Origin of the sequence: Pseudorhodoplanes sp., assembly GCF_050250235.1 — a bacterium.
Taxonomy (GTDB): domain Bacteria; phylum Pseudomonadota; class Alphaproteobacteria; order Rhizobiales; family Xanthobacteraceae; genus Pseudorhodoplanes.
The window spans coordinates 1-26,745 of the sequence record NZ_JBFWPA010000014.1; the positions used below are offsets into that span (position 1 = coordinate 1).

Sequence of the window (26,745 nt, forward strand, 5' to 3'; positions counted from 1 at the left end):
CGATCATGCGCAGCAGCGTCGACTTTCCGCACCCGGAAGGGCCGACGAGAACCACGAACTCACCGTCTTCTATGGAAACATCTACGCCGTGAATGACTTGCGTTGCCCCAAAAGCCTTACGCACGTCCTGAATTTGAACTCGTGCCATCAACTGAGCCCTGACTTAAACGCCTGCATCTTTAAGGAAACGGCGTACCGTCGCCGCCACCCTTGTCGGGTCTTCGAGATGTGGAAAGTGACCGAGGCCCGGCAGCATTTCAAAATGCTTGGGATGCGCATTGACGATTCTGTCGAAGGTCGCACGCATCATGTTCTCGGAAACCAGCCAATCCTCCGTACCGCGCAACAACACCGTCGGAGCCGTGATCTTGCCCATCAATTCGCGTGTGTCGCAGTGCGCGTAGGCGCGCAGATCGCCCTGCTGCGCGAGCGGGATGAGAGACAGCACGCCCCACGCGGAGAACTCCCGTCCAGCCGGCGTAGATTTCGAGCCGACCAGGCTCATGGAAAAGTCCATGTTGGAATGCATCAGGCTGATCTGCGGATGCGTCATCAGATCGAGCGCCGTGTCAGTGAACGTCGGCGTCCAGTCGCATCCCTGCAGCGCAACGACCGCTCGCACCTCCTTGAAACGCGCGCCCATCAAAAGCGAAAGGTTTCCGCCGATCGAACAGCCCATCACGACGAAAGGCGCTTGCATGACCCGCAAGGCAAAGCGATGCAGCCATTCGGCGATCGCTTGAATGTCCTGAAGACAGGCGTTTCCCGCCAGCGGCCAACTCTTTCCATGTCCAGGGAGGTCAGGACAAAAGAATCGATAGGTCGAGCCAAGCTCCTGCATCAGGCCCTGCCATTGACGGCCATCGCGTCCGGCGGTGTGGATCAAAAGAACGGGCGCACCCGTTCCGCAGGACTCGTAGTAGGTACGCGCGCCATCGATCTCAACATAGCGTCCTTCGATCTCAAGCATTCTCAGGCGCTCCCGAGGCAAGACGCGCGGTCACGCGGAAAAGCTCCCAGAGCGCGGGTGTCGCCCATGTCATCGTAAGGATGTCGCCTTCTGCCCGCAGCTTGCCGTGGCGGACATTGATCGCTTGTGCAAACGCGATCTCTTGGCGCATGACACGCCGCCATTCCGCGCCCGGTCCCCGAAGCGTGAAACGGAACCCGCGTAACGCAGGCCCATCGATCAGCGCAAGTTTACCGCGATGGAACTCAAGACCGATCACCGCCTCGTCGATGACGAGAGCGGCGGTGACGGCTTCGAGATGCCGCGACTTTTGAGCAAAGGGCGGATGATCGTTCGCCGCCCTCGCGACCTTGGACCAAAACGCGTGGTCGTTAATATTCGGCATTCAACCTTTCTCCAGACATTCGCGCAGGGCCTTCATGCTGCCGATCCATAACGGCGGATTGCCTCGCGCGAAAACTTGACGCCGACGCCAGGCCGGTTTGAAAGCTTCAACACGCCGTTCTCGATCCGCGACGGCTCGTCGAAGAGATTGTCCCACCAGCCCGGCAAATATTCCGCCAGTGTGCCGTTCGGCATCGCCGCGATCATGTGGGCGGAAATCTCAGTGAAGGTGTGCGACGACACGGGCAGAAAGCGAGCGGCAGCCAATTCACCGACACGCATGAACTCGGTCGGGCCGCCGGTGCGCATCAGGTTGAGCATCAGCGTATCGCAGGCACCGCCATCGATCAGCGCCAAATGACCGTGCCGAGTGAATACCGACTCTCCCGCAGCGACGGGCATCGCGAGCGCATCGGCGACACGGGCCGTACCGGCGATATCGTAGCAGGAGACCGGCTCCTCGTACCAAATAACACCTTCGTCCTGCAGGTGACGACCGGCTTCAATCGCGGTGTTCACGCTCCACGCCTGATTGACATCGACCATGATCCCGAATGCATCACCGACAGCCTCGCGCAAGGCTCGAACGCGCGCGACATCCACGGCCCAGTCGGAGCGCCCTACCTTGATCTTGCAGCGATTGAAGCCATTCGTGCGATGCCGTTGCACCTCCTCGATCACAGACTGGATGGGATCAGTGAGAAAGCCTCCCGTGGGATAAAGCTCCACCTCATCCCTCATCGCTCCAAGGAGCTTGTAGAGAGGAAGGCCCTGGCTCTGCGCGAAGAGATCCCACAGGGCCGTGTCGATCATCGCCAGGGCCACAACGGGCGGGCCGGCGTGACCGATGAAATTGAGCCGCGTCCAAAGATCGGCCCAATGCCGCTTGAAATCTTCGACCGGCTTTCCGATCAGCGTCTTGGCGAGATCCTCAGCCAAAAGACGGACGGCCTCAGCCTGCCCCGGCGCGAAATTGAATGCGTATCCAATTCCCGTCAGACCTTCCGCCTGCACTTCGATAAGAACGTTCTCAAGCGTCACATAGAGATGATTGCCGGTCCGCAGCGGCCGCTCAAACGGAATCGACAGACGATGCGTAGTAAAGGCTTCAATCTTCGGCATAACTCAGCTTGCCTCAAGTCATTGCGACACGAGGATGACGACAGCATCGCGGCAAACATCACGTGCGCGAGCGGGCCGTCGTCCGGCTAGTAACATCGAAACTTACGCAACAACCGATCGGCAGTTGCGTACATGACGTTATCAAGCGCCTGCGGTGTGAACGGCAGACTAGAGACGCGCTCGATCGCCGTTCGGACCGGCACTACCGGATAGCAGCTCGCGAACAGCATGCGATCAGGAACGATCGAATTTGCTGCTTCCGCGAACTGGGCCGTCCCCGGCAGATGCATGTAGAGCGAAGTGTCAATGAAGACGTTGTCATGACGGAACAGAATCGCGATCGTCTCTGTCACCCATGGCCAGCCGGAGTGATCGACCACAATCGTGAGCTCCGGAAAATCGCAAGCGACGTCATCGATGCCGCGGACGTCGCCGTGATCGAGGCGCGGTCCGGGAAACGGCAGCGGGCCGCATGTCACGACGACGGGAACATCGAGTTCTGCGCACTTCGCGTAGACTGGATACAGGCGCCGGTCATTCGGAGCGACGTTGCCGCCATACGGATCGATAGAGACGCCCTTCAGCCCCAACTTGCGTACTGCGTGTTCGACCGCACGAACCGACGTCATGCCTTGAAGCGGGTCGATCCCCGCAAAACCGATAACCACACCGGGAAAACGGAGCGCCGTCTCGGCGACGTATTCGTTGGTAACATCGTGGCCGCTCGTGCCCTGTGACTGGCGGCCCGTAAATACGACCCGCTCGACGCCCTCTTTCTGAAAGCCGGCAACCCACTCTTCCAGAGTGCCTGCCTGCGGCTGCGGCGAGCCGAGTTTGCGCATAACCGTGCTCGCGACCGGCGAACGCAAAGCCACCAGATATTCCGGCGTGTTCGGGCGGGAGCGAAAGTCAATTACCCGACGAGGAACGGATCGATCGCTGGCGCCCATACTCGTTGCGTCCTACATGATGCTGATTAGCGCGGCGGGTTCCGGGGCGATTGCCCCGACCCCGCCGAAAGCCGTTTTCGAAAGCCGTTATTTCAAGGTCTGCGCCGCGGCCTCCACGGCCTTCGCCGGATCGACCTTGCGGACAACGATCTGCTCAAGCGCCTTCGCCAGAACACGCTTCTGCAGGGCCGGACCGAGCTTCATCACCGGCGTGCCTGTCTCGCTGATCGGGAACTGGCCCGTCTCCATCGCACTGTTAAGGACCTGCAGCGAGCGCTTTCCCGCCTCCGTCTTCAACAGCGGCTGGTCGAGAAAGGCCGGGTCGGAAACGATGCTCTTGCGCGGTGGCCAGTAATGCACGGGAACCGTTTTCATGACTGTCGCTTTACGCTTCGCATCTTCCAGGAAAGCGAGGAAATCCGCTGCTTCCTTGGTGAATTTCGCTGACTTGGCCATAGCCCAGCTCTTCACGTAAAGCAGCGTGGCGCGATGGCCCTCTTCACCCGGCCCTTTGGGATGTTGCATTGGCACGGCGACCTTGAGGAGCTCAGGCGCTGATTTCTCAAGGTAACTCAGGAGGCGAAAAGGGTACTCCGTGTGCGCAACCGCGCCCGTCGCGAAGGCGTTCATCATTTCATTATTGGTGTAGCTGTTGACGCCGGGCGGTGCGAACGAGGCAAGCTTTCCGAGATAGGCGAAGGTCGCCACGGCCGCGGGCTTGTTCAGGGTCGGATTACCCTTGGCATCGAAGACGGTCGCGCCGTTCGACCACATCCAGTTCTGCGTGTTGTCGTTGGTGAGCCAATTGTCGCCGACCGAAAGCGCTGTGCCGTAGAACCTCGCGTCAGCCTTTTCCGCACCTGCCTTGGAAAGCACCTCGACATTGTGCGCGTACTCGTCCCAGGTCGCCGCTTCCTTGAGGTTGTACTTGTCGTAAAGATCCTTGCGGTACCAGAGGACGTTCACGCCGATGCTGAAGGGCACAGCCCAAACTTTTCCGTCGAGCGTGTTGGAACCGAGGATACGCTCGTAGTAATCGCTGCGGCCGATGCGATCAATCACATCGTCGACGGGGCGCACGATCCCCTTCTTGGCCAGCTCGAAGAGCTCGTAGCTGCTCTGGACGTTGAAGATCTGCGGCGGGTCGCCCGCGGCAAGAGAGGACATCAGCTTCTGATTGAGGTCCTGGAATCCGACATATTGAAGCTCGATCTTCACGTTCGGATTTTTCGTCTGATACTCCGCGGCAATTGCGTCAAGCGCGGATTTGGTGTCCGGGTTCGTCTCGGTCGTCATGACGCGCACGACTGCAGTCTGCGCATTTGCCGCGCTGACGGAAAGCGCCATCGGCGCCAGACACAATGTCACGCCCAACAGAATGTTTCGCATCGTCTTCCTCCGTAAAATCTCTGGCTGAGAATCTCTTGTTGCATCAACCTTTGACCGCTCCTGCAGCAAGCCCGTGAATGAGCCAGCGCTGTACGACGGCAAATCCGATCAGGACCGGCAGTGTGATGAGGACGCCGCCGGCCATCAGCAGCCCCCACTCGACGCTCGTGGCCTCCACGAAGCCGGCGACGCCGACTGGGAGCGTCTTTTTTTGTTCGTTCACGATCAGGATGAGCGCGAACAAATAGTCGTTCCACGACATGATGAAGGCGAAGACGGCGAGCGCGACGATCCCCGGCAGCGCAACAGGAAGAATGACCAGCCAGAGAGCCCGCAGCCTTCCGGCGCCGTCGATCATCGCAGCTTCATCAAGTTCGAGCGGAATTGCCTCGAAGAAAATGATCGCAAGCCACATCGCAAGCGGTAACGTGAAGCTGATGTGGGCAAGGGCAAGCCCGCCGAGACTATCAATGACACCGACATTCTTGAGCATCACGAACAGCGGGATGGAGAGCAGAATGGGCGGGAACATGTAGACGAACAGGACACTGCTCGCGAGCAGCTTGCGCCCGGGAAAATCGAAGCGCGTGATTCCGTAGCCGGCAAGCACGGCGGCTGCCACGGCGCCCAGTGTGGCGGCGGTAGAGACGATCAGGCTGTTCAGAAAGTATCTTGCGAACAATGTATCGTGCAAAAGCTGCACGTAGTTCGCCAACGTAAAGCTGCCGGTCGGCAAAAGATGCAGGCTGCGGCTGAACAGCTCGTTGAACGGACGGAAGGACGACAACACCATCCAATAGAGTGGGAAGCAGACGATGGCGACCGTCAGGATGATCAGTAGCCAAAAAACGATCTGTCCGTTGCGCGAAAGAGACGTCATTTCGACATCTCCTTACGCATTTTGCCGGTATACCAATAGCCGAAGACGGCCAGCAGCATGAAGATGCAGGCGGACACGGCCGCACCGCTGCCCAGTTCGTACTCGTGGAAGGCCTTGAGATAAGCCAGGATCGGCAATGTCTGTGTCGAACCAACTGGGCCGCCCTGCGTCAGCAGCCAGATCGTATCGAACTTGTTGAACATCCAGAGGCCGCGGATGAAAACCACGAGCAGGATGGTCGACCAAAGTTCAGGAAGGATGATGTACCAGAAGCGCTGCGCTGCATTGGCGCCGTCGACGCGCGCGGATTCATATAATTCAACCGGGATCGCCTGGAGGCGCGCCAGCACCTGGATCGTGATGAACGGAAAGAACATCCAGACATTGATAAGAATGACACTCGCCATCGCAAGGCTCGGCGAGCCGAGCCACGCGATACCCTCGTCGATGAGTCCAAGCTTCATCAGAACGAGGTTGGCGACGCCATAGAGATCGTTGAGAATCCATTTCCAGATCAGTATCGCAACGATTGTCGGCACCACGAACGGAAACAAAATAAGCCCGCGGACAAGCGCACGACCGGGAAACGCGTTGTCGAGAAGGAGCGCTGTCGCGACCCCCGCAGCAAGTTGTAATGCAACCGTGACGACGCTGAAGACGACACCGTTGAAAAGCGCGGTCCAAAACTCATTTGACGGCAGCAGTTCCGCGTAATTCTTCAGGCCTACAAATTCGCGTCCAGTACCGAAGATCTCTGCAGTATGCAGGCTAAGCCACAGGGACGAGACAAGCGGATAAGCGGCGAACAGAAAAAGAAGAATGATGCTGGGCGCAACGAACAAAATGCCTTGAAGGCTTTGCGAATTTTTTAGTGCGTCAAGGCCAGCCCACATTGGCTCGCCGCCAGACTCAATCACACGGTCCGTCATTTCGGCCAGTCCAAACGCCTATCCCGAGCCTTGCCTGGCTCGATTGAACTATCCCGCGCGCAGCATGTCAATCGATTATCGATTTTTTTAGCGATACTTCTCTTCTGCGATCGGCTTGGAGGCGAAGCAGACGCTAGCGGCAACTCTACCTTTTGTAGTTGACGTTGCGACGGCGTGGCGCCGCACTGAACGGTTGCCTCTCCTCTCGCTGAACTTGCAGCGATCGAGAACGGACCTCATGCTACAAAATGCGAACTCCATATCGAAGTCAGATCGGATTGGATCGTCATGCATCAATTCCGACGCCCCACGAAAAGATTGCCTTGAACCTCATCTTCGAATGGCTCGGCGAAAGTCGCTACAATCGCTCCGCCGAAGAATATAAGGCGATTGCGGCACGCATCCCATCGCTTGACGCGTGTCACGCCTACGTCACGCAACGGCTTATGCGGACCATTGAGAACCAATTCTTGGCGCCCGATGGACGAGTCTGACTAGACGGTAATGCACGGCCGCCTTCCGGCAGAAGGTGCGGACACCAAGTGCCGTTTTTCACCGCGTTGGGATTAAAAATATCGAACCCAGTCTCTTCGATTATCGAACCGAGTCTCAGGCCGACAAAACGCGGATATCAAAAATTCGTGGCCTGACTTTCAAGAAAATTTGTCCTGTCGCGGCAAGCATTTGGGCGACATCGGTCTGCAGAGACTACGCGGTGCCTTTGAAGGCGCGGAGATCGCGTCAATTTTTTCGCCACACGGAAACCGCCCGCAGAGTCCCGCGTCGCTGGCTGACGATGCAGCGATATCGAACACAGTCTCTGCTTGAATTTCGCGGATAACAGGGAAAAATATAGGGAATTTCGTGAATCCGTGAAGAGTAATTTTGATTTCTAGTGAGGACATGAGCCAGACGGAGCCGCACCTTCTACCAACATTTGGAAGCTGCCTCGATCAATCGAATGACATGCCCCAATGAGGCGCGCCTCCAGAAATCAATAAATACCGCTTCCTTAGACGCTGCTTTGAAAATTCTTCTGTGGCCAGAGCAACTGAACCGCCTGCAAGACCACAACGCCAACAACCAGCTGCAGCAACGACAAGCTCGCAACCTGCGAAAAATTTCCCGTGTTCCACATCTCGAAGGAAAGCAGCGAGAAGGTCCGCGTCTCCGCCGTGTAGAGCAGCACCACCATCGACAGTTCGGTGATAAAGATGCTGAACAGCAGCATCCAGCTCGCGACGATGCTTGGGCGAATCAGCGGCAATGTGATCTTCAGGAAGGTCCGGACTGGCCCATAGCCGGAAACGCGCGCACTTTCTTCCAGTTCAGGATGAACTTGCACGAGGCTTGCCGAAATGCTGCGTACCGCATAGCCGGAAAAGCGCCCGATGAACGCGAAGATGATGATCCAGATCGTGCCGTAGATAGTCATCGGCATCTCGAGCCAGAACAGTGCCACGCCTACCCCAAACGCGATGCCGGGCACCGAAACCGGCAACACCGCCAGATATTCGAGGAGCTGCCGACCTGGAACGCGCGTCTTCTGTGTGATCCACGAAATGGCGACGCCGAGTGTCGTCGCAATCGACGCCGCGATGACGGAGATGAGTAGACTGTTGCGCAGCGTCGCGCGAACGTCGCTATCCGCCCAGAGAAAGCGCACGTTCTCCATCGTGAAGCGCCCGGACCACGTATAGGTGGAGAGCGACGCGACGATCAGCACTGCCACCGGCGCGATGATCGTGAAGATGCAGTAGAGCCACACTGCACCGGCGGCGACATAGCGACTACGCCCGAGCACGACCGGGCGCGCGCGGAAGCCCTTGCCCGAGACGGTGACGAACGAACGGCCCCGCACCAGCCACCGCTGCAACAATGTCGCTAATACCGACAGGGCGATCAAATAGCTCGCGAGCACGGCCATCGTTGCCAGGGCGGGCGGCACTTCCTGGCTGGCGATATAGATGCGCGACGTGACGAAATAGATCTGCCGGGCCCAGCCGATGACGACAGGCGTTCCGAACAGGCCGATCGTGATAACGAAGGCAAGCGTCGCGCCGGAAAGGATGGCCGGCGCGACAAGCGGCAGCGTGATCCTTGTCGCCGTGCGATAGCGCGACAGCCCCGAAACCTGCGCGGCCTCTTCGAGACTCGGATCCATGCTGCGCAGGGCCGCCGCGACAATCATCATGACGTACGGCGCGAGGTAAATTCCGATGACCCAAGATATCCCGACGAGAGAATAGACGTTGAACGGCTCGGAACCGAGCAGATGCCGGAACGGGTAGTTGAAGACGCCAATTCGCGGTGCCGACAGGAGAATCCAGGCAATGGCGCCGACGAATGGCGGAATAAAAATCGGAATCGTCGAAAGCCGTTCGAGAAATGAACGGCCAGGCATGTTCGTGCGCGCAAAAAGCCACGCCAGCGGCACGCCGACGGCCGTTGCGATCACGGTCGCGCCGGCACCGATGATGAGCGTGTTGAGAAGCGCGCTCCAGTAGACGCCGCCACTCACCACTTCAAGGATGGGCGCGGCGGTAAAAGTCCAGCCGCCGTCCGTTTGCGTCAGCACCGCCCGCACCAGAATGAAGGCGAGCGGGACGACGACCAGCGCAAACAAACCAAGCGCCGCCGCGGCAAAAACCGCATGGCGGCGCAGGCGGAGCAGAGCTCTCTTGGCTAAGTGGTCGAACAAACGCCTTGGCTCACTTGGTGCCGGCCACGTCCTGCCACCACGCGATCAACGCCTTCTGCTCGGACAGCGCCTTCTTGACGTCGACCGATATGAGCTTCACCTCGTTCAGCGCCGGCAACCCTTTCGGCGCCGGAGAGTTCGGGCGCAAGGCATACTCGCCGCGCGAGATAATGACGTCCTGCCCCTGCTCCAACATGAACTCGGTGTAGAGCCGCGCCGCGTTCGGATGGCGCGCGCCTTTGAGGACACCGGCCGCGAAGTAGAACGGAACGGCGCCGGATTTCGGAATCTTGAACTTGAGCGGCGCGCCTTTCTTGAGCGCATCGACGACGTGGTTGGTCAGGATGTACATCATTAGAGGCCGCTCGCCGGAGACGACCTTGGATACGCTGGCGGGGGTGTTCATGGAGATTTCGGGCCGCGTGCGCCGCAGGCCCTCGTAGATTTCACGCGCTTTGTCCTTGCCGTAGTTCTGAACCATGGCCGCGACGACGAGAAAGGCGACGGAGGAACCGCGCGGATCGACGTAGGCGATCTTGTCGTCCCAGGACTTGGGCGGATTTGCAAAGCTCGTCCAGTCGTCCGGAACAGGTGCGTCCTTCATCTCATCCGTATTCGAGACAAGCGCTGCATAGCCGAGCTTTGTCCGAACGAAGCTGCCGACCTTCGTCTCGGACGGATAGTCCTTCAAGGCCGCCGGCGTGTAGGCCTCTAGTCGTCCCTCGGCATCCAGCGTGAGCAACGTGTCTTCGACATTCGTGAAGACGTCCGCGACATTCTGCCCCGACTTAAATTCGGACATGTAGCGGTTGTAGAGTTGCCATCCGCCCATCGTGACCGAGGTCACCTTGATCTTGGGGTAGAGCTCCGCGAACCGTTTGACCTGATGTGGCGTTTCGCTGATGTCGCCACCATAGACGACAAGTTGCCCCTCCTTCTCCGCCGCCGCGACGAGTGCCGGATCGGCCGCTTGCGCGCGTTGCGACGTCGCCAGTGCCGCGGAGACCAGAAGCGCCCCCGCGAGGGCAGCGAGTCTCAATGTCCGGCTATGTTTGCAGATACCCACGCCGTTGACTCCCCTAAATGCTTATTGTTCAACCGCTCCGTCGAATAGCACGGGCAGTATGCACAAACTGAAAGCGCATGAAAGCGTGCTGTGTCTCATGGGGAGAAACACGAATTGCGGGTGCATTTCTTTCTCAAACAACCGGTACGCCAGTGAACGTTGAAACGTCGGGGGCCAGCGTCGCCGTTCGAAATCTCCGCAAGTCATTCGGAGACGTGACCGTCATCGCCGACCTGTCGGTCACGTTCCAAGCCGGGAAAATTTCGGTTCTGCTCGGATCGAGTGGATGCGGCAAAACGACCATCCTGCGCTGCATTGCCGGCCTGGAGACGCCGAACGGCGGCGACATCGTCATTCACGACAGGGAAGTTTTCTCGGCCCGGCAAGACATCAACTTGCCGCCGGAACGCCGCGGCTTGGGCATGGTGTTTCAGTCCTACGCCATTTGGCCGCACATGACCGTCCACGAGAACGTCGCGCTCCCCTTGCGCGCGCACGGCGTTCGCGACGCTGAAGTTCGCCCTCGCGTCGAAGAAGTGCTTACGCTGGTCGGGTTGGAGGCTTTCGCACAGCGAAGCGCGACGCAACTTTCCGGCGGACAGCAGCAGCGCGTCGCGATCGCGCGATGTCTGGTCAGCCGGCCACAACTGATCCTGCTCGACGAACCTCTCAGCAATCTCGACGCAAAGCTGCGTATCAGCATGCGGGCCGAATTGCGTGCCCTTCAGCGCCGTTTCAACACGACGATGATTTTCGTCACGCACGATCAGGAGGAGGCGCTCTCGCTCGGCGACGAGATCTTCCTGTTCCGCAACGGTCAACTCGAGCAGAACGGACAGGGCGAGGAACTCTACAGGAGGCCGAACCGCCCTTACGTCGCCGAGTTCTTTGGAAAGGCGAACCTGTTCAAAGCGCGATTTGAGAGTTCTGGCGGAAGCACGGCCCTGTTCCCCGCCGGATCGGCCCATTGGATCGCGCGCGGCACATTTCCCGACCTGCCGGGCAACGGCGGCGAGCGCCTCTGCATGGTACGCCCCGAGGCGTGGCGATTGAGCACATCGGCAGACGGCCTGCCTGGCCGCGTGGAAGACGTGACGCTGCTTGGAGACCGTCTGGAACTAAAGGTGGCCACGGACATCGGTCCGCAGGTGGTTCTTGCGCTCGGCTATGAGCGGATCAAAAATGGCGACACCGTCGTTCTGACGGTGTCACCGGAGCATGTTCATTTCGTTCCTTCGGAGACGTAGGCGCGTGTCCTCACGCGTCAGCGCGCTGCGGCTGTGTCTCCGCCAGCGTGGCTGCGAAAAGGGCGGCCACGCCGTGCTTGTCCATGTTCATCGCGACACGGAACAGCGCCTCGTCGCCTGCGTCGCCGAGACACGGTCGCACCAGCGACGAAAACTTTGTGCGCACCTCCTGCGCCGTCACGAAGTTTTCCGGATCGCCTTTCGGAACCCGCTGGAAGGCCTTGTGGGTTGTCCCGTCCCTGAAGACCAGCTTGAGCGAGCCGGAAAGTAGCCCTGGATAGTTCGACTCCACCTCCGCATCCTCGAAGACGCTGACTTTCCGCGTCAGGGCGAGCGTCTTTTCGTCGCGTAGCTGCGGCCCGTAATCGTCCCAGTCGAGTTTCCCCTGCCGCAACATCACCGCGACGGTGAAATGGGTGGAGAATTGCCCGTCGACGACGCTTTTCGGTTCGCGCTTTTGTTCCTGCGGCACGCCTGTCAGCACCATACCGGTTTTGCTCAAGCCGGCGATCACTTCGACGATGTCGTCGCTGCGATCGCCGTGGTCCTTGAAATAGGCCGCGCCGAGATCCGCCACGGCGTGCGAAAGCCGGCAGGCCGGGTAAGGCTTGATGCCTGTCGTCATGACCTCCCAGACGTCGCGAAGATCCTTGATTGCCTCGTCCGGCTTCGGGTTCGGGACGTAGGCGTGGAAAAGGCCGAAGCGGCCTTCCAGCGCGTCCACTGCGCCGGAGAATCCGTGCTTGGCGAGAGTCGCAGCGACCAGACCGTTGCGGCCCGCATTGCCTGCCTGGAAACGTTTCGTCCAAGCGCCGTTGCGAAGATACTGCATCGAACCCGCAGCCTCGGAGAGCGCGATGCCGAAAGCGTCCATCATCTGGGCGGTCGAAAGGCCGAGCACGCGCCCTGCGGCAGCCGTCGCTCCGAAACAGCCAGCGACGGCCGTAGGATGAAAACCACGTTCGTACATGTCGGCGGGAACCAGCGCCTTGCTGATCTTGCAGGTGACGTCGTAACCGACGACGATCGCCGCCAGCACGTCGCGCCCCGAAGCGCTGCTCATCTCCGCTGCCGCGAAGACGGCCGGCATGATCGGCGGGCTCGGCGCCAGCGACGCTGGCGTGTTCATCGGATCGAAATCCATCGAATGCCCGATCGCGCCGTTGACGAACGCGGCGACCGGAGGCGCGAGACGGCGGCGCGTTCCGATGACGCTCGCGCTGGCGCCACCCTCACCCGCCGCACCGAGTGCTTCGGCTCCTGCGATCAGGGACGGCGTCGAATCGGCGTCGTGAAACGCGCGTACGGCGATTCCCATGAAATCGGCGATGAACAGCTTGGCGCGCTCGATCACCTCCGCGGGAATCTCTTCGTGTTGCAGCGTCGCCGCGTGCTCGGCCAGCCGCCGCGTAACGCCTTCCGCAACATTCTCGGACATCTCATCTCTCCAAATTCGAGGAATGGCCACGAGTCGCGGGCAGAGACGGCCACCTAATCGCGCCGGCCCGGATCATGCGAAAGTCGCGCTTCTTTCACAAGGGTCGCGCCAGAAGAGCTAAGCGGAGCGTTCCGGCGCCAGGACAAATATTTTAGCGCGAAGTGAGGAAACAACTCGCCTTCGGCGAGAACCTCGAGAAGCATCGCCTTCGATTGCGAGATACAAGATATGGGTTAGGAGCGCCGCCCATTACGGCCTGCTGTAACTGTTTGGGTTTGCGCCTTCCGCAAGATATCCTTGTCCGGCCAGACAACCGGGGCCATCATGTCGAGCGCCGCCAGTTCGTAGCCTCGACGAAAATCGACGATATGTTTTTCCATCCAAATCCGTGCCTCAGCGACGTCGCGGGAGCGTATGGCTTCGATGATCCGCGAATGCGCGGTCAACAAGCGCTGCCCGGCATTCAGGCCCGTTATGACCTTGGCGAAGGCGGGATAAAAAAGCTGACTGATCGGCTCTCGGCACAATTGCAGCGCGCGATTGCCTGATCCACGAGCGATGAGATCGTGAAATTCGATGTCAAGCACAACGAGCCGCGGCCAGTCGTTCAGACATTCCCTCGTCTCGCTCAGATTGGCGTCGAGAGCGGCGACGATATCAGGCGGCGCCTGCTGTGCGGCCGTCGCTGCGATCGCAGGCTCGAGGCAATGCATCGCACTCCAAAGCTCTTCAAATCGCATTTCGTGAAGCACGATAGCTGCCGCGGCACGTGATGCGAGTTGCGCCCGCTCCGGAACGCTGACGAACAGATGCTTGCCACCATTCGTTCGACGGACAAGTCCGTTTTGCTCCAGCATTCGGATCGCTTCACGCACGGTTGAGCGATTGACCCCGAAGTGTGCCGCGATCGCCGTCTCGGAAAGCAAACGTTGCCCTACAACAAGCGTCCCCGACATAATCTGAGCTTCGATGGTGCGCGCCACAGAACGATAGGTAGGGTCGGGCGAGGCGTTCTCGATCATAGCGTCTCGCCTCTTTGCATAGTCGTTCTCGAGGATGCTCGACTCCGGTCGTTCATACGATCAAGCGGCTGCCCATTTCCGCAAAACGAGCACACCAAACGCCTATCTCGCACTTTTAAGCGCTGCGACCAGCGGCGCACCGTCCTGTCACGCAATTGGAAACAACCTAGGCGAGCACGCCTTCAACTACAACGGAAACTCCCGAAAACTCAACGGCTCATCCCTGCTTGACAAGGCTAAGGTTGCATGATCGATTATTGTCCGACAATAAATTAAACAACAATAATGGAAAATATTTTTTTGGCGACGCCGGGAGGATCGGAAGATGATTGGGGATTTCGTTTATGTGAATGGAGAATACCTTCCGAAGAACGACGCCAAGATATCGGTGTTCGACCATAGTTTTATTTACGGGGACGGAGTTTTTGAAGGGCTTCAGCTAGCAAACGGCCTCATCTTCAAGGGCCGGGAGCACATTGACCGCCTTTTCAAGTCCTGCCGCTTTCTCCAGATCGACCTGCCGTTTTCCCAGGACGACCTTATCGCGATCGTTTCCAAAACGGCGAGCATGAACAAGCTGCGCGACGGATACATGCGGCCGATCGTGACCCGCGGCGTGGGGCCGACCGGTATCCGCAACATGCACGAACTCAAAGGCCCAACTGTCGTCGTGATCGCCCAGCACGAGGACATCAACAAGAAGGCCAATATCTTCGCTGCCGGGTACAAGGCCATCGTCTCCTCGTATCGCAGGGTGCAGCCCGACAGCGTCGACTCGCGCGTCAAGACCTGCAACTATATCAATAACATTCTCGCTTATCTTGAGGCGAAGAATGCCGGCGCTGACACGGCCCTGCTGCTGGATAATGCCGGCTATCTCGCCGAAGGTTACGGCAGCAACATTTTCGCCGTCACGAATGATGTCGTCCGCACCCCGCCGGAAGGCAACATTCTGTCAGGCATCACGCGGGCCGCTCTTCTCGGAATCTGCGCTGACCTCAATGTCGAGGCACGCGAGACGCGCATGACCCTTTACGACCTTGTCACAGCCGATGAAGTGTTCGAGTGCGCATCGATGATGGAGATCGCACCAATCGTCTCGATCACCGGCAGACGGATCGGCAGCGGGAACGTCGGCCCAATCACGCGCAAACTGCATGAGGCGCTGCGGCGTGAGATGGCGAAAGAGGAGAACGGCGTCAAGGTCACGTACTGATGGCGCCGCCGCATCCAGTCAAGTTCTGCAGCGTCACGAAGACGATCGACGGTCATGAGATTCTTCGGAGCATCGACGCCGCTTTCGCCTGGGGGACGAAATACGTCATCTGCGGACCGAGCGGATCCGGGAAGAGCACTTTGTTACGGTGCATCAACGGGCTGGAAACCGTCACCTCAGGGACCATCGAGATCCTGGGCACAAAGGTCGGCAAACGACAATTTGCGGACCCGAAATTCCGATCCAAACTCGGAATGGTCTTCCAAAAATTCAGCCTGTATCCGCATCTGAACGTCCTGGACAATTTGATCCTTGCGCCGATGAAGGTGCTGAGGCAGCTGCGCCCGACGGCCATCGCCAAAGCTGAGGAACTTCTCGCCACCGTCGGGCTCTCCGACAAAGCGTCATCCTTTCCACACCAGTTATCGGGTGGACAGCAGCAACGCATTGCCATCGCACGTTGCCTCATGATGGACCCGAGCATCCTGCTGTTCGACGAGCCAACATCGGCACTCGACCCCGAGAACATCAAAGAGGTGCTGGAGGTCATCGCGAAGCTTGCGACCAGTGATCGAACCGCTATCGTCGTGACGCACGAGATGGGGTTCGCACGCAAGTTCGCCGACACGATCATGTTCATGGATAACGGAACGATCGGCTGGCAGGGGCCGGCCGAAGAATTTTACTCGCAAGCTCAGGACGAGCGTATCAAGCGTTTCCTGGGCGGCATTCTGCACTGAGGGGAGGTAAGGGCATGAAAGCGATCCGATATATTGCAGCGGGACTGACCACGCTCACGCTCGTCGCCGGGCTGACCGCTTCAAACGTCGCAAAAGCCGAGTCGACACTCGAGAAGATCAAGCGAACCGGGAAGTTCCTAGCGGGCGTCCGGTTCGATTATCCACCGGTAGGCAGTGTCGACCGCGACGGCAAGAACATCGGCTTCGGCGTCGACATCGCCAAGGCATTCGGAGAGAAACTGGGCGTCGCGCCGACATTCGTCCAGACGACATCGCGCAATCGTATTCCGCTACTGCAAAGCGGCGGCATCGATGCGGAGATCGGGCCGACGACGCCAACCAAGGAGAGGGACGAAGCTGTCGACTTTAGCATTCCCTACTACTGGGACGAGGCGGTGATCCTCACCCGTAAGGGGGAATCAACAGACCCCAAGGCATTCGGCCCGCCGAAGAAAATGGCAACGACGCAAGGAAGCTATTTCGGCGAATACTTCCATCGCCTGTTCCCGCAGGCCGAGTACACGACGTTCCAGGAATACTCCGAAGCGGTCATCGCGCTGCAGCAGAGCAAGGTCGACGGCGTGCTGATCAACCGTTACGTCGCGGCGGAATACGCCAAGAGGTTCCCCAGCCTGCAATACACCGCCTCCTACGTGCGAGACCCGATCGCAATCGGCGTGCGCGAAGACGACTCCAAGTGGCGCGACTTCGTTAACTTCACGCTGCAGGAGCTTTGGGCCGCCGGAAAATATCAAGCGATGTTCAAAGCGCACTTCGGATACGAGCCCGACTTTCAACTCTGGTCGCCCTACGGCCTGCAGCCGGGCATCAAGTAGCGGTCCGTCCTCGGCGGATGAAGTTTACGCGCGGAGCGTGGGCCTCCCATCGGGAAAAGGCCCACCAGTGGGCAATCTCGCCGCATTTGGCACCTGAGGATCAGGAAGGCCGATGGACTTTGGGATATTCTGGTCGTTCCGATCCGAATTGTGGATGGCTCTCCAGATCACGGTCTTCCTGACTGCCATCGGCGTGTTGGGAAGCCTCTGCCTCGGCGCGATCATGGCGCTGATCGCCCATGGCAGCCCGCTTCCCATTGCTTGCCCGGTTCTGTTCGTTATCGATTTTCTCCGGAACGTTCCGGTCATCGTCAAACTGTTCCTTTTCTATTTCGTGTTCAATCTTCCGCCGATGGCGGCCGCCGCAACCTCCCTTGTTCTCCATCAATCGTCTTACATCGCTGACACATTCATATCCGGCCTGCGATCGATCCCGCGCGAACAATCGGAAAGCTCGTACTGCCTCGGGCTGACGACGCCGCAATACGCGCGCTACATCCTGCTGCCACAAATGCTGCGCCAGCTCGCGGCCCCTCTGAAGACGCAATTCATCGAAGTCCTGAAGAACTCTTCGGTTTGCATGGTGATCGGCATCCAAGAGCTTACCTTCGTCACTCAGGAAATCGAGACCAAAACGTTCAAAGGATATGAGGCGGCATTCGGCGTCACATTCATCTATCTGGTGTTGGCGCTCGTCATCTCGTCCGCGACATGGCTGCTACTCGAACGCAGGGGGCGCAGCGTATGACACCTCGCAGCGCAAATATCCTCTTCGTCATGCAGCTCGCACTTATCGCGATTCTGATTTGCGCGCTTTTTCTCGGGCAGTATCAACTTGTCGCGCTGAGCTGGAGAATCCTGCTCCAAGGCGCATGCATGACGATATTGCTCACCGCCATCAGCTATGCGGTGGGTATCACGATCGCGTTCGTGATCGCGCTCATTCGTTTTCAGCGCGTGCCGCTCTTCGGCTGGATGATCGGCGGATTCGTCGAGATCGTACGTGCTTCGCCGCAACTCATGGTGATCTTTTGGATCTATTTCGGCGTACCGTACTTATTCAAGATCACTCTCTCCCCAATCGCCGCAGCTCTCATCTCTCTGATCGTAGTTGCGTCGGCCTATATCTCAGAGGTCTTTCGCGCCGGGCTTCTAGGAATCCCGAAAAATCAATTCGAAACCGCTCATGCGCTGGGACACAGCTTCTGGCAGACGCAGCACCACGTGATTCTGCCGCAAGTTCTGCGCAACATGTACCCAGCCTTGCTGGGACAACTGGTCATGCTCTTCAAGATATCGTCGCTGCTCTACGTGATCGGCGTCATCGACTTTTATCGAGCCGTCACCATCGTCAACAACCGCGAATACATCCCGATCGAAGCCTTCGTTCTGCTCATATTGTTCTATTACAGCTTTGGAGTGATTTTTGTGCGGATCGCCGCTGTATTCGGGCGCGAGATCAAATATTGAAACGCGCAGGCCGATAACGGAGAGAGCGATGGACGCGGACAGCTGCCAAAAGGGACTTTCGATCCGCCGAGAAATTCTTGGCGACCAGCATGTCGACAAAGCCGTCGGTGACGGAACGGGCTTCGATCAACCGCTGCAGGAGTTTATCGGCGGGTTCGCGTGGGGAGAACTGTGGTCACGGCCGAACCTGACGCGGCGCGAGCGCAGCCTTGTCACACTCGGCATGCTCTCCGCAGCGCCGCCGCCGAACGAGCTGCGCGCGCATATCCTCGGCGCGTTGCGTAACGGCGCGACGCGAGAAGAAATCTGCGAAGTGTTTCTGCACACGGCGGTCTATCTCGGATTCCCTCGCGCGATCGAATCCTTCCGCATTGCCAAAGCGGCCTTGGCTGAGGTCGATGCCGATCCAACGCTCGTAAAGACCAAGATCATCTGAACCCAGAAAACCAATTCTGCAGCTGTCCCCGCGGGTCCAATGAGCCTGCAACGCAGAGCTGCCGCCCGACAGAATGGTTCGGACCAAGTGGACGGCCCTACCCGTATTGCGATTAAAAATATCGAACCCAGTCTCTTCGATTATCGAAACGAGTCTCAGGCCGACAAAATGCGGATATCAAAAATTCGTGGCCTGAGACCTTCAAGAGAATTCGCCCTGTCGCGGCAAGCATTTGGGCGCACCGGCTTGCAGAGACTACGCGGCGCCTCTGAAGGCGCGGATATTGCGCCACTTTTTCGTCATGCGGAAACCACCCGAAGAGACCGGCGTCGCTGGCTGACGACGCAGCAATATCCAACCTAGTCTCCGTCTGAATTTCGCGGATAACAGGGAAAAATACAGGGAAATTTCGTAAATCCACGACAAGCAACGCAAACTTACGGCAAATTCAGAGGACATTTGACGGGCTTGCAGAGAAATTCCCTACGCGACGAAACAGGGAAAAATCGGAACAGATCAGGGAATATTCGGTGTCAATTAGACATTATCAGGGATGCCGGAAAGGGGGGAAGGGGCGAGACGCCATCTCGCTTGCGATGCATCTCGGCGGCCTCAGCTTCCTGCAGGCTTGCGAAACATTGACTGGAGAGCCGCCGCCCGCCGCGAGGCGAGGCCACTGAGTGAGGCGGAGCAGGCGGCGCGGGCCAAGAGGCGGGAGCAGGCGCAGGCCGCTCAGCAGCGACGCGAGGCCGAGACCGCGGCCCACGAGGCGCGTCGGCTTCGCACCGCGGGCGGCCTGTGGCGCGTAGGCGTTGCGATCGGCGGCACAGCGTCGGAAACCTACCTGCTCGCACGCGGCATCCCCATCCCCGCCGGCGGCTGGCCCGAGTGCCTGCGCCACGTCGATGGGCTGGCCTACGAGCTTGACGATCGACTCACGTTCCCCGCGCTGCTCTGCCGTGTCGAAGGTGTTGACGGCAGGGGCAAGTCGATCTGGCGCGTCTACCTTTCGACGGACGGCCGAGACAAAGCGCCGGTCGAAAAGCCGAAGGTTGGGCTGGCCCCGGCGCGCGGCGGCGCGGTGAAGCTCGGCGGCGCCGCGGAGCGCGTCAACCTTTGCGAAGGAATCGAAACCGCGCTCGCGATCTGGACGCTCACCGAATATCGCCGGCCGGTGTGGGCGTGTCTCTCGACGTCCGGTTTGATCGGCATCGAACTGCCGGACGAGGTGAAGGTCGTCACCATCTGGCCTGACGGCGACCACCCGATCAAGCGCAAGGGCGGCGGCTACGTGCCGGCCGAGCCCGTCGGCATGAAGGCCGCGCGCGCCCTGACCGATCGACTCAAGGCCAATGGCATCAAGGTCACCATCAATCCGGTTCCGAAGGCCGCGACGGATTATCTCGACGCTCTGAATGCAATGCGAGGCGCGGCGTGACGCTCATCAAGCGAAGCGAACCATCGTTTATGACGGCCGAACAAGCTGCTCAGCGCCGCGGCTATGCCGCCGAGTCCGAACTGTCGCTGCGGAACGCGATGGAAGACTTGTTGCGCCAGCGGTTCCCGGCGGCGCGCATGTGTCATGAGATGGTGATGGGGCAGGGCAAAGTCCGCGCCGATCTCGTCGCCGTTGATCTGACGCACATCGCTGCTGTTGAGGTCAAGGGCGAGTATGACGAGACGACGCGCCTGCTGCATCAGGTCGGCATGTACCAACTATGCGTGCCGGAAGTTTGGATGATCGTGCCTGACAATCACTCGGCCGACGGCCGCCTCATTCGACACCTGCTGCCTTCGGTGGGGCTGATCGTTGCCTCTGGCATGACTCGCTACGGTCCAAGGCTCCTGTCACCCTGAAGATTGAAGCGGAGGCGGAAAGCCGGAGCTCGGCCGGTGGCGCGTAGAGCGACATCAGGCGGCCTCTCGGCTTTCAGCGATGAACCGCTCGATCATCTTCCGGGCGGCGCCGCGTGATGGCGGGCCATACAACTCCCGCGATGGATCGTGCTTTGATCGACGCCGAACCGCTCGCCAAAGGCAGCTTGGCTCTCTCCAGCGCGCTCTCGCGCGGTCCTGATGTCCTGACCGGTGGCCATGGAACATTATTATGCGTAACGCATACGATAAGTCAACGCCTATCGCATAATTGCGTAATGCAAAATGCATGGATGGCGAAGGACTGGAAAAATCTTCGGTTGCCGCATGAGCGTCTAACGTGGGCGCGATCACAAAAGTACAGCGACCCGAAAGATGCGGCGGAAGCGATGGGCGTGACGCCGTCGACGTACTACGGGCACGAAAATGGCAGTCGCGGCCTGGCGCGCGCTGCCTCGCGCTATGCGTCGTTCTTTGGAGTGTCCCTCGATTGGCTTGTAAACGGCAAGGGCGATCCCCGCTCGAGCGCCACGTCTTCTACAGCTCCTGAGAACTTCATCCGCGTCCCTCTTCTTGAGTGGGTTGCTGCCGGTCGTCTGGCTAATCCAGCTTCCCAGATTCCCGTTGAGTCGGTCCCACTTCTTGCCTTCGCCGACCTTGGGCGTGGTGACTTCTTTTGTGGTCAATCGCGCGGACAAGCGGCTTGTGACGAACAAGTTCTACGTTTTCGAGGTCGCCGGCGAAACGACCTTCAAGATGTGGCCTGGTGGCGATCCAGTGTATCTAGCCCCGCACTCCACCAATCCACTCAACAAGCTGATCTTTCCCAAGCGAAAGCGGGATATCAGCGTCATCGGCCGCGTTGTCAGATCCGTGGTGGACCTGTAATCATCGTCCTTGCAGCGGCACAAGGCGGGATAGCGACACGTAGCCATCAGTGCCTCCCCAATTTATCTTGCACCATTTGTGTTTCGAGTTCCCTTTCGCCTTGCAGTCGCTAACATAGGCAACGCTTACACCCGTCGGCAACGCGCCCACCATTAACGATTTGCTGTCGGGTTCCTTACGAATAGGTATCGATATCAACTTCTTAGAGGTAGACACGCGATAAGCACTTCCCTCCCCTGGGGAATTTTTTGCGCCCTCAATTAGCAGGGTGATCGCGAGCTTGATGTTTCCAAGCTGGTCCTTGCAGGCTCCAAAAATCGCAGTCCGATCTGTGCCGGTAGCTGACGGTTCAATCTCACTGCAATGCTCGGGCTCGTCGGGTCCTGTTTCACACGTCCGTTGTGAGCGCCACCACTCGGAAATGCACGCCTTGCCCTTGATGCATCTCAGTTCGACGTCTCCTTTACGGATGGCGGGGGTACTGAGGTCCGAGAATCTGGCACTTACCACGATCTCCTGCTTCATTTCACGAGAGCGAGCGCCAAACTCGATAGGGCCCATCCAAACGTCAGTTTTGCTCAACGCTATGCTCAGCTCGCTCTTATTGCCAACCGACTTCAGAACCATCTTCGTTTTACTGCCACTGGAATCCGCCACCGGAGATGGGCAGGCAAGAGCCAGCTCGAGAAGCTTGCTTGCCTTTTCCAGGTCATCCCCCTCTGCGAGCGCAGTCCGCGCATAAGACACAGTCGCCACGCCAACCAGCGCCGTGCAAATGATGGTCCGGATCATTATCGCTCTCTGAGATCGTGCGCTTCGTGGGCCACCTTATCGTGGTTTGCGGATGGCGTCGCGGACGATTGACATAACTTCGCCCCCCAACATACTTTTAAAGCCCATCGTGGGAGGGCTTACAACGATGCGGTGGTGCGCGCTTCCGTTCCTAGGAGTGTTGTGTCTAGGCATGACCATTGATGAGAGCCTAGCACAAACCCCTAAAACAAAATCCTGTCCTTCCGACACCAGCATTTGGTCTGAGCCAGCGAGTTGCGGTCCGTATCCTTGTCCAGCGAACGGTCCTTGTTCTTGGGGTCCAAAACAGCAGGCTTGGGAACATTGCGACAGGCAGCGCGACAAGGCCATAGCAAAAGTCAGGGAGCACAATAATGCAGTTAAGCGTTGCGGTTACGCCGGCGCTGCCAGCGCGTCGAGTTCGAAAGCACGACAGGTTAATAACCGAACCAGCGCCCGCACACACGGGAACAGCGCTTCTCCGCCATTGACACAAAAGAAGGCTGCTCCGAAAGTCGATCTAGATATGGCGTTGAAGCACGCATCCGATCGCGCCAAGGGCAGCGAAGAGAAGAACGCACAACAAACATCGGCACTAAAGGCCAATCATCAGAACAATGTTCAAGCTGGGAGATCCCTTTACGAGAAGAAGAAGGCGGAGGCAGAAGAGGCCGCACGATATCGCGAACAGGTGAGACGGGAAGCCGCGCGGATTGAAGCCGAACGGACTGCACGACAACTGGCGGAAGCGCGCAAATGGCGATGCTACGGTGAAGTTGGCAGTGTTCGCCAAGGCTTCAATGAGTGCAGAGCCGAATGTGGAAATTACTTCAACGCAAATTATTGCGCGTCAACGTGTCGCGCAAGCGAGGCGAGCCTGGAAAACGGGCGCTCTTGCTTTAAAATTCCGTAACCACCCTTGCGTCTAAGCACGGTTCGGCGCCGGACTTATCGTCATGGATAGGACTGAATCGCTGCCCTGAGAGAACGAGCGCTGCGCTCATTCAGCGAGAAACTGAACAACTGAGCTGCGGTGTTGATCTGGATGTGCTGGCTCGGCTTGCCCAAGATCGAGCCGACTGGCCGATGCCAGTTGAACTTGCACTCGCGCTCCGGTTGCGCTTCGATCGTCCATGGGAATGGGGGATTGAGAAATGCGTATGCTGTTCTGCGCCGCCGTTGCGACGGTTTTCTTGATGTCATTGCCTGCCGGCGCGGCCATCTCGGAAGATCTGGTGTTCTGCTCAAAGCTGACGGCCCCGAAGGAGCGGCTCGCCTGTTATGATGCCGCAGCTAGAATCGAGCGGCTTAGCGCGTCTGGTCAGAAACGCGCGAATGCACCATCCCGTTTGTTGCCTCCTCCTTCAGCCGAGGGCTTTGCTTCAGTCGAAAGACCTGACCTTCATTCGTCAAATTTCAGCGGGGCCTATGTCTTCGGATACGGCGGCTACGCTCCTTCGCTGAACAGCATCGAATACGGGCATTTGAACCTAACCACGTTCGGTGCAGGCCTAGGCTACAATCACGTCGATGGAAAGTTCTTGATCGGTATCGAGGCGCGCGGAGCTAACTCCTTCGGCCGCAACGTGACGCAGATTGAGGCGTCCGATGTTATTTCGCCATTTCCCATCGTTGTCAGTCCAGGCACGGCCGAGCCGGTTGTTGGCTACAAGCGCATATCGGATCGAAAGTTTTCTGCCGGGGTTGGTGGCGACATTTCAATGCGCTTCGGCCTCATTGACGATGACTGGCTATTCTATGGAAAGATCGGTGCCGGACTTCAGGATATGGTGCTTGCATATGATTGGACGGATGGACCGTACGTCTGCATAAATCCAGCAAGACAGCCGGGGTCTCCCGAAATAATCATCGGATGTGGTGAAATCCGCGACGATTCAGTGAAAAGACACTCGGCATGGTCCGGCATCGCCACCTACCTCGTGGCGGGGATCGGAGTCGAACGGAACTACGGGCAATTATTTGCCCGCCTCGAGGGAGAAGTGAAGAGCTTCGGGCCAACCTTCGCGTATGCAACCGGCGGGACCATAAACACTTCAACGCAGATCACACTGCCATCTTTCATTTCGTTCTCGGCCAACGCTGCGGTTGGCTATCGGTTCTAACCGGCGACGCGAGCCGTGCCCGATGGGCTCCAGTGGACGATCGATAGTGGATACCGGCGATCCATCTGCGCGTCGATCGTTACATCGGCACCAGTTCGGCAAAGACCGGATTTGGCTGGTGCGCATAAGCCGCGCCGGTATAGTCGTCGACGACCATTCCGACTATGCCGCCGGCGATGATGTTGCCGGCCGTACCGGCAGCAACACCTGCCCCAGTGAACCCCCGCGTCAGATGTACGGGAAAGTTCTGATAACCGGACTTCTTGAACACCACAGTGATGGTGTCCGATTTCTTCACTCGGACACCGCATGGCGTGATGCATGTTAACGGCACGTCCCCGCCGGCAACCTGCGCCTCGGCGCCGGGTGGAACGGTCGTCAGTTGCAGTTGTTCGTCACCACCCTGTGTGATCGTCGCGCAACCGGCGCATAGCAGCGCCAGCGTCAATACACACAGATGCGGATTGATGCGAGTTTGATGCTGGCGAGGAAATTGTCGTCACGTTTGTCGTAGCGGGTGGCGACGGCACGATAGTGCTTGATTTTGTTGAAGAACCGCTCGACCAGATTACGCTTGCGATAGAGCCGTCTGTCGAAGCGCGGAACCACGATCCGGTTCGGCATCGGCTTCACATTGGCCCTCGCGCCGCGCGCGGCCAGCGTTTGACGCAGGGCGTTGGAGTCGTAGGCCCGATCCGCCAGCAGCACGTCGCCGCGCTCGACGGTGTCGACCATGTCCTGCGCGCTGCGCCCGTCATGCGCCTGGCCTTCGGTGATCTTGAGGACGATCGGCAGGCCGTAGGCATCCACCAGCGCGTGGATCTTGGTGGTCAGCCCGCCGCGCGAGCGACCCATGCAACGGGATCGCGTCCGTTTTCTTGACCGTTGGCCGCATGCTGATGCACGCGGATCGAGGAGGAATCGATCATCTGGATGTCACCATCGTAAGCCTTTGAAACCGCCGATAGAATGCGATCCCAAACGCCTGCCTTGCGCCACCGGTTGAAGCGGTTCACGCAGGGTGTGCGGGCCGTAGCGCGCTGGAATGTCCGCCCACGGCGCGCCGGTGCGCAGCCGCCAAAAGATCCCGTTCAGCACCCGCCGGTCATCCACCCGTGCAACGCCGCGCGACTTGTCCGGTAAAAGCGGCTGGATCACAGACCATTCAAATCCGTCAGATCAAAACGCGCCATTCAATCCTCCCCGTGATTCGGAGATTTGAACCATGCCGACCGCCCAAACGGAATCCTCTTTATGGGTTCGTGACCTAGAGTGAGAGTGCGGATCGGGTTTGCCGTGACGGGTAGATAGCCGGAGGAGAGGCTTCCGGCGCCAGTCGCGGAGAACCGCGATGTCCCGACATGATCGCCCACGCGCCGACGCTGACCGGGCGAACCTCTATGACGAAATCACCGCGGGCGGCAAGCTTCCGGCTGTCGCCATACTGTTCCGCAATTCCCGAAGTTATGGACGACACGAGAATCCCTCCTTCAGGATGTCGATAGCCTCAAGGTCCGAGGCGAGCGGACGCGCAAGGCAGAACTTGCCATGCAGCTCCAAGATCTGCGTGCGATAGGTTTCTGCCAGCAAACGCAGCGCCGACATGATGGCGTCGGCCTCGCATGGGCTATAGGACACCTTGAGCGCCGCGAGAATTGCAGAGCTCCCCGAATGTCGAACTTCGCCGCGACGGCCGTTTCCGGCGTCCGATCATGGAGCCAGTCGTCGGCCTGCATGATGTGCTGGCGCAGTTCGTCCAGCAGCGACAGGGCATAGAACAGCTCCCCACGCCGCGCGCGTCGGTAAGTTTCATGTGCGGCCGCCAAGCCCTTGCTGATCGAAAAATCCAGATCGTCGTCGGACATGGTGAACGTCAAGCCCCACGAACGCTCTATGATATCCGCGACGATTCCCTCGGGATCGTGCAAAACCCTGATCGGCAGGCGATACCAAGGAGATGGAGCAAGTACAGCGGCATCGTAGTAGAAAATGTCGATCTTTCCGAACGGCCGAAAATGGGAAACGCAATGCTGTGCGCCCGGCACCCATTCATTGAACAGAAAGCCCGGCCATTGCTTCGGATTCTCCCGGCGTCGATCGACATAGTAGCCATGACGATCGGTCGTCACGACAATCCGTAAATCAATGTCCGACCAGGCGTCGGCGTTACCGGCCGCCAGTGATCCGCCAAGAAACAATCCTTTGACAGCCGGGTCAGCAGAGAAGAACCGCACGGCAATTTCAAGAAGCTGGTCACGCGTGCGGTTAGTA

Annotated in this window: 28 protein-coding genes and 1 pseudogene; 13 read left to right on the top strand and 16 right to left on the bottom strand. The window is 58.9% G+C overall.

What is annotated here, in order from left to right; translation table 11 throughout:
• From AB7F49_RS08850 to AB7F49_RS08895, 10 genes are all read right to left on the bottom strand, one after another.
• Window positions 1-148 (bottom strand): ATP-binding cassette domain-containing protein (locus AB7F49_RS08850; RefSeq protein ID WP_428521569.1); only part of this gene is annotated, 148 nt, incomplete at its 3' end.
• A 15-nt stretch (window positions 149-163) separates the two neighbouring features.
• Window positions 164-970: an alpha/beta fold hydrolase gene (locus AB7F49_RS08855; protein WP_428521471.1), complete on the bottom strand. Its 807-nt coding sequence runs from the start codon at window positions 968-970 to the stop codon at window positions 164-166.
• Window positions 963-1,355 (bottom strand): hypothetical protein, encoded by a 393-nt coding sequence (locus tag AB7F49_RS08860; RefSeq protein ID WP_428521472.1) that lies wholly within the window; start codon window positions 1,353-1,355, stop codon window positions 963-965. Before AB7F49_RS08860 ends, AB7F49_RS08855 begins: the two co-directional genes overlap by 8 nt.
• A gap of 32 nt (window positions 1,356-1,387) precedes the next feature.
• Window positions 1,388-2,476, bottom strand: coding sequence for a mandelate racemase/muconate lactonizing enzyme family protein (locus AB7F49_RS08865; protein ID WP_428521473.1), 1,089 nt, complete (start codon window positions 2,474-2,476; stop codon window positions 1,388-1,390).
• A gap of 86 nt (window positions 2,477-2,562) precedes the next feature.
• Window positions 2,563-3,426 carry an amidohydrolase family protein gene (locus AB7F49_RS08870; protein ID WP_428521474.1) on the bottom strand — a complete coding sequence of 288 codons (864 nt, stop codon included), beginning with the start codon at window positions 3,424-3,426 and terminating at the stop codon, window positions 2,563-2,565.
• A gap of 87 nt (window positions 3,427-3,513) precedes the next feature.
• On the bottom strand, window positions 3,514-4,815 hold the full coding sequence (locus tag AB7F49_RS08875) for an ABC transporter substrate-binding protein (protein WP_428521475.1): 1,302 nt from the start codon (window positions 4,813-4,815) through the stop codon (window positions 3,514-3,516).
• A 43-nt stretch (window positions 4,816-4,858) separates the two neighbouring features.
• A complete protein-coding gene (locus AB7F49_RS08880) occupies window positions 4,859-5,695 on the bottom strand; it encodes a carbohydrate ABC transporter permease (protein ID WP_428521476.1) in 837 nt (278 codons plus the stop codon).
• Entirely contained in the window at window positions 5,692-6,624 is a 933-nt protein-coding gene (locus AB7F49_RS08885; RefSeq protein ID WP_428521477.1) for a carbohydrate ABC transporter permease, read from the bottom strand. Before AB7F49_RS08885 ends, AB7F49_RS08880 begins: the two co-directional genes overlap by 4 nt.
• A gap of 1,012 nt (window positions 6,625-7,636) precedes the next feature.
• Window positions 7,637-9,325 carry an ABC transporter permease gene (locus tag AB7F49_RS08890; RefSeq protein WP_428521478.1) on the bottom strand — a complete coding sequence of 563 codons (1,689 nt, stop codon included), beginning with the start codon at window positions 9,323-9,325 and terminating at the stop codon, window positions 7,637-7,639.
• A gap of 10 nt (window positions 9,326-9,335) precedes the next feature.
• Window positions 9,336-10,391: an ABC transporter substrate-binding protein gene (locus AB7F49_RS08895; protein WP_428521479.1), complete on the bottom strand. Its 1,056-nt coding sequence runs from the start codon at window positions 10,389-10,391 to the stop codon at window positions 9,336-9,338.
• A 152-nt stretch (window positions 10,392-10,543) separates the two neighbouring features.
• Between AB7F49_RS08895 and AB7F49_RS08900 the strand changes: the two genes are divergently transcribed.
• Window positions 10,544-11,638, top strand: coding sequence for an ABC transporter ATP-binding protein (locus AB7F49_RS08900; RefSeq protein ID WP_428521480.1), 1,095 nt, complete (start codon window positions 10,544-10,546; stop codon window positions 11,636-11,638).
• 10 nt (window positions 11,639-11,648) lie between these two features.
• Here AB7F49_RS08900 and AB7F49_RS08905 read toward each other — a convergent pair whose 3' ends face one another.
• Both AB7F49_RS08905 and AB7F49_RS08910 read right to left on the bottom strand, forming a co-directional pair.
• Complete coding sequence (locus tag AB7F49_RS08905) at window positions 11,649-13,076, bottom strand: MmgE/PrpD family protein (protein WP_428521481.1); 1,428 nt, start codon at window positions 13,074-13,076, stop codon at window positions 11,649-11,651.
• A 233-nt stretch (window positions 13,077-13,309) separates the two neighbouring features.
• Window positions 13,310-14,098, bottom strand: coding sequence for a FadR/GntR family transcriptional regulator (locus AB7F49_RS08910; protein ID WP_428521482.1), 789 nt, complete (start codon window positions 14,096-14,098; stop codon window positions 13,310-13,312).
• Window positions 14,099-14,423: 325 nt separating this feature from the next.
• Here AB7F49_RS08910 and ilvE point away from each other — a divergent pair, with 325 nt between their 5' ends.
• From ilvE to AB7F49_RS08960, 10 genes are all read left to right on the top strand, one after another.
• Window positions 14,424-15,314, top strand: a complete 891-nt coding sequence (gene ilvE, locus AB7F49_RS08915; RefSeq protein ID WP_428521483.1) for a branched-chain-amino-acid transaminase — start codon at window positions 14,424-14,426, stop codon at window positions 15,312-15,314.
• Window positions 15,314-16,054, top strand: coding sequence for an amino acid ABC transporter ATP-binding protein (locus AB7F49_RS08920; protein ID WP_428521484.1), 741 nt, complete (start codon window positions 15,314-15,316; stop codon window positions 16,052-16,054). The genes ilvE and AB7F49_RS08920 overlap by 1 nt, the downstream gene beginning before the upstream one ends.
• A 14-nt stretch (window positions 16,055-16,068) precedes the next feature.
• On the top strand, window positions 16,069-16,890 hold the full coding sequence (locus AB7F49_RS08925) for a transporter substrate-binding domain-containing protein (protein ID WP_428521485.1): 822 nt from the start codon (window positions 16,069-16,071) through the stop codon (window positions 16,888-16,890).
• A gap of 112 nt (window positions 16,891-17,002) precedes the next feature.
• Entirely contained in the window at window positions 17,003-17,638 is a 636-nt protein-coding gene (locus tag AB7F49_RS08930) for an amino acid ABC transporter permease (RefSeq protein ID WP_428521486.1), read from the top strand.
• Window positions 17,635-18,360 carry an amino acid ABC transporter permease gene (locus AB7F49_RS08935; RefSeq protein ID WP_428521487.1) on the top strand — a complete coding sequence of 242 codons (726 nt, stop codon included), beginning with the start codon at window positions 17,635-17,637 and terminating at the stop codon, window positions 18,358-18,360. The genes AB7F49_RS08930 and AB7F49_RS08935 overlap by 4 nt, the downstream gene beginning before the upstream one ends.
• A 28-nt stretch (window positions 18,361-18,388) precedes the next feature.
• Window positions 18,389-18,796 (top strand): carboxymuconolactone decarboxylase family protein, encoded by a 408-nt coding sequence (locus AB7F49_RS08940; protein WP_428521488.1) that lies wholly within the window; start codon window positions 18,389-18,391, stop codon window positions 18,794-18,796.
• Between the two features lie 39 nt (window positions 18,797-18,835).
• Entirely contained in the window at window positions 18,836-19,159 is a 324-nt protein-coding gene (locus AB7F49_RS08945; protein WP_428521489.1) for a hypothetical protein, read from the top strand.
• A 265-nt stretch (window positions 19,160-19,424) separates the two neighbouring features.
• Window positions 19,425-20,234 (top strand): DUF7146 domain-containing protein, encoded by an 810-nt coding sequence (locus AB7F49_RS08950; RefSeq protein ID WP_428521490.1) that lies wholly within the window; start codon window positions 19,425-19,427, stop codon window positions 20,232-20,234.
• Window positions 20,231-20,653: a hypothetical protein gene (locus AB7F49_RS08955; RefSeq protein WP_428521491.1), complete on the top strand. Its 423-nt coding sequence runs from the start codon at window positions 20,231-20,233 to the stop codon at window positions 20,651-20,653. The genes AB7F49_RS08950 and AB7F49_RS08955 overlap by 4 nt, the downstream gene beginning before the upstream one ends.
• A gap of 681 nt (window positions 20,654-21,334) precedes the next feature.
• On the top strand, window positions 21,335-21,559 hold the full coding sequence (locus AB7F49_RS08960) for a hypothetical protein (RefSeq protein WP_428521492.1): 225 nt from the start codon (window positions 21,335-21,337) through the stop codon (window positions 21,557-21,559).
• Here AB7F49_RS08960 and AB7F49_RS08965 read toward each other — a convergent pair whose 3' ends face one another.
• The gene (locus AB7F49_RS08965) at window positions 21,560-22,351 is read right to left on the bottom strand and encodes an SH3 domain-containing protein (protein WP_428521493.1); all 792 of its coding nucleotides are present in this window, start codon (window positions 22,349-22,351) and stop codon (window positions 21,560-21,562) included.
• A gap of 487 nt (window positions 22,352-22,838) precedes the next feature.
• Between AB7F49_RS08965 and AB7F49_RS08970 the strand changes: the two genes are divergently transcribed.
• Together AB7F49_RS08970 and AB7F49_RS08975 are read left to right on the top strand one after the other, a co-directional pair.
• Window positions 22,839-23,264 (top strand): hypothetical protein, encoded by a 426-nt coding sequence (locus AB7F49_RS08970; RefSeq protein ID WP_428521494.1) that lies wholly within the window; start codon window positions 22,839-22,841, stop codon window positions 23,262-23,264.
• Window positions 23,265-23,505: 241 nt separating this feature from the next.
• Window positions 23,506-24,474 carry a hypothetical protein gene (locus AB7F49_RS08975; protein WP_428521495.1) on the top strand — a complete coding sequence of 323 codons (969 nt, stop codon included), beginning with the start codon at window positions 23,506-23,508 and terminating at the stop codon, window positions 24,472-24,474.
• A 79-nt stretch (window positions 24,475-24,553) separates the two neighbouring features.
• Here the strand turns inward: AB7F49_RS08975 and AB7F49_RS08980 are convergent, their stop codons facing one another.
• From AB7F49_RS08980 to AB7F49_RS08990, 3 genes and pseudogenes are all read right to left on the bottom strand, one after another.
• Complete coding sequence (locus AB7F49_RS08980; RefSeq protein ID WP_428521496.1) at window positions 24,554-24,922, bottom strand: translation initiation factor 2; 369 nt, start codon at window positions 24,920-24,922, stop codon at window positions 24,554-24,556.
• Window positions 24,919-25,667: pseudogene (locus AB7F49_RS08985) on the bottom strand (IS5 family transposase). Before AB7F49_RS08985 ends, AB7F49_RS08980 begins: the two are co-directional and overlap by 4 nt.
• 297 nt (window positions 25,668-25,964) lie before the next feature.
• Entirely contained in the window at window positions 25,965-26,708 is a 744-nt protein-coding gene (locus AB7F49_RS08990; protein ID WP_428521497.1) for a hypothetical protein, read from the bottom strand.
• Between the last annotated feature and the right edge of the window lie 37 nt (window positions 26,709-26,745).

Excerpts from the sequence above, each read along its gene's own strand:
- AB7F49_RS08855 (WP_428521471.1), bottom strand. The coding sequence starts at position 970 with ATGCTTGAGATCGAAGGACGCTATGTTGAGATCGATGGCGCGCGTACC.
- AB7F49_RS08860 (WP_428521472.1), bottom strand. The coding sequence starts at position 1,355 with ATGCCGAATATTAACGACCACGCGTTTTGGTCCAAGGTCGCGAGGGCG.
- AB7F49_RS08865 (WP_428521473.1), bottom strand. The coding sequence starts at position 2,476 with ATGCCGAAGATTGAAGCCTTTACTACGCATCGTCTGTCGATTCCGTTT.
- AB7F49_RS08870 (WP_428521474.1), bottom strand. The coding sequence starts at position 3,426 with ATGGGCGCCAGCGATCGATCCGTTCCTCGTCGGGTAATTGACTTTCGC.
- AB7F49_RS08875 (WP_428521475.1), bottom strand. The coding sequence starts at position 4,815 with ATGCGAAACATTCTGTTGGGCGTGACATTGTGTCTGGCGCCGATGGCG.
- AB7F49_RS08880 (WP_428521476.1), bottom strand. The coding sequence starts at position 5,695 with ATGACGTCTCTTTCGCGCAACGGACAGATCGTTTTTTGGCTACTGATC.
- AB7F49_RS08885 (WP_428521477.1), bottom strand. The coding sequence starts at position 6,624 with ATGACGGACCGTGTGATTGAGTCTGGCGGCGAGCCAATGTGGGCTGGC.
- AB7F49_RS08905 (WP_428521481.1), bottom strand. The coding sequence starts at position 13,076 with ATGTCCGAGAATGTTGCGGAAGGCGTTACGCGGCGGCTGGCCGAGCAC.
- AB7F49_RS08910 (WP_428521482.1), bottom strand. The coding sequence starts at position 14,098 with ATGATCGAGAACGCCTCGCCCGACCCTACCTATCGTTCTGTGGCGCGC.
- ilvE (WP_428521483.1), top strand. The coding sequence starts at position 14,424 with ATGATTGGGGATTTCGTTTATGTGAATGGAGAATACCTTCCGAAGAAC.
- AB7F49_RS08920 (WP_428521484.1), top strand. The coding sequence starts at position 15,314 with ATGGCGCCGCCGCATCCAGTCAAGTTCTGCAGCGTCACGAAGACGATC.
- AB7F49_RS08925 (WP_428521485.1), top strand. The coding sequence starts at position 16,069 with ATGAAAGCGATCCGATATATTGCAGCGGGACTGACCACGCTCACGCTC.
- AB7F49_RS08930 (WP_428521486.1), top strand. The coding sequence starts at position 17,003 with ATGGACTTTGGGATATTCTGGTCGTTCCGATCCGAATTGTGGATGGCT.
- AB7F49_RS08935 (WP_428521487.1), top strand. The coding sequence starts at position 17,635 with ATGACACCTCGCAGCGCAAATATCCTCTTCGTCATGCAGCTCGCACTT.
- AB7F49_RS08940 (WP_428521488.1), top strand. The coding sequence starts at position 18,389 with ATGGACGCGGACAGCTGCCAAAAGGGACTTTCGATCCGCCGAGAAATT.
- AB7F49_RS08945 (WP_428521489.1), top strand. The coding sequence starts at position 18,836 with ATGAGCCTGCAACGCAGAGCTGCCGCCCGACAGAATGGTTCGGACCAA.
- AB7F49_RS08965 (WP_428521493.1), bottom strand. The coding sequence starts at position 22,351 with ATGATCCGGACCATCATTTGCACGGCGCTGGTTGGCGTGGCGACTGTG.
- AB7F49_RS08975 (WP_428521495.1), top strand. The coding sequence starts at position 23,506 with ATGCGTATGCTGTTCTGCGCCGCCGTTGCGACGGTTTTCTTGATGTCA.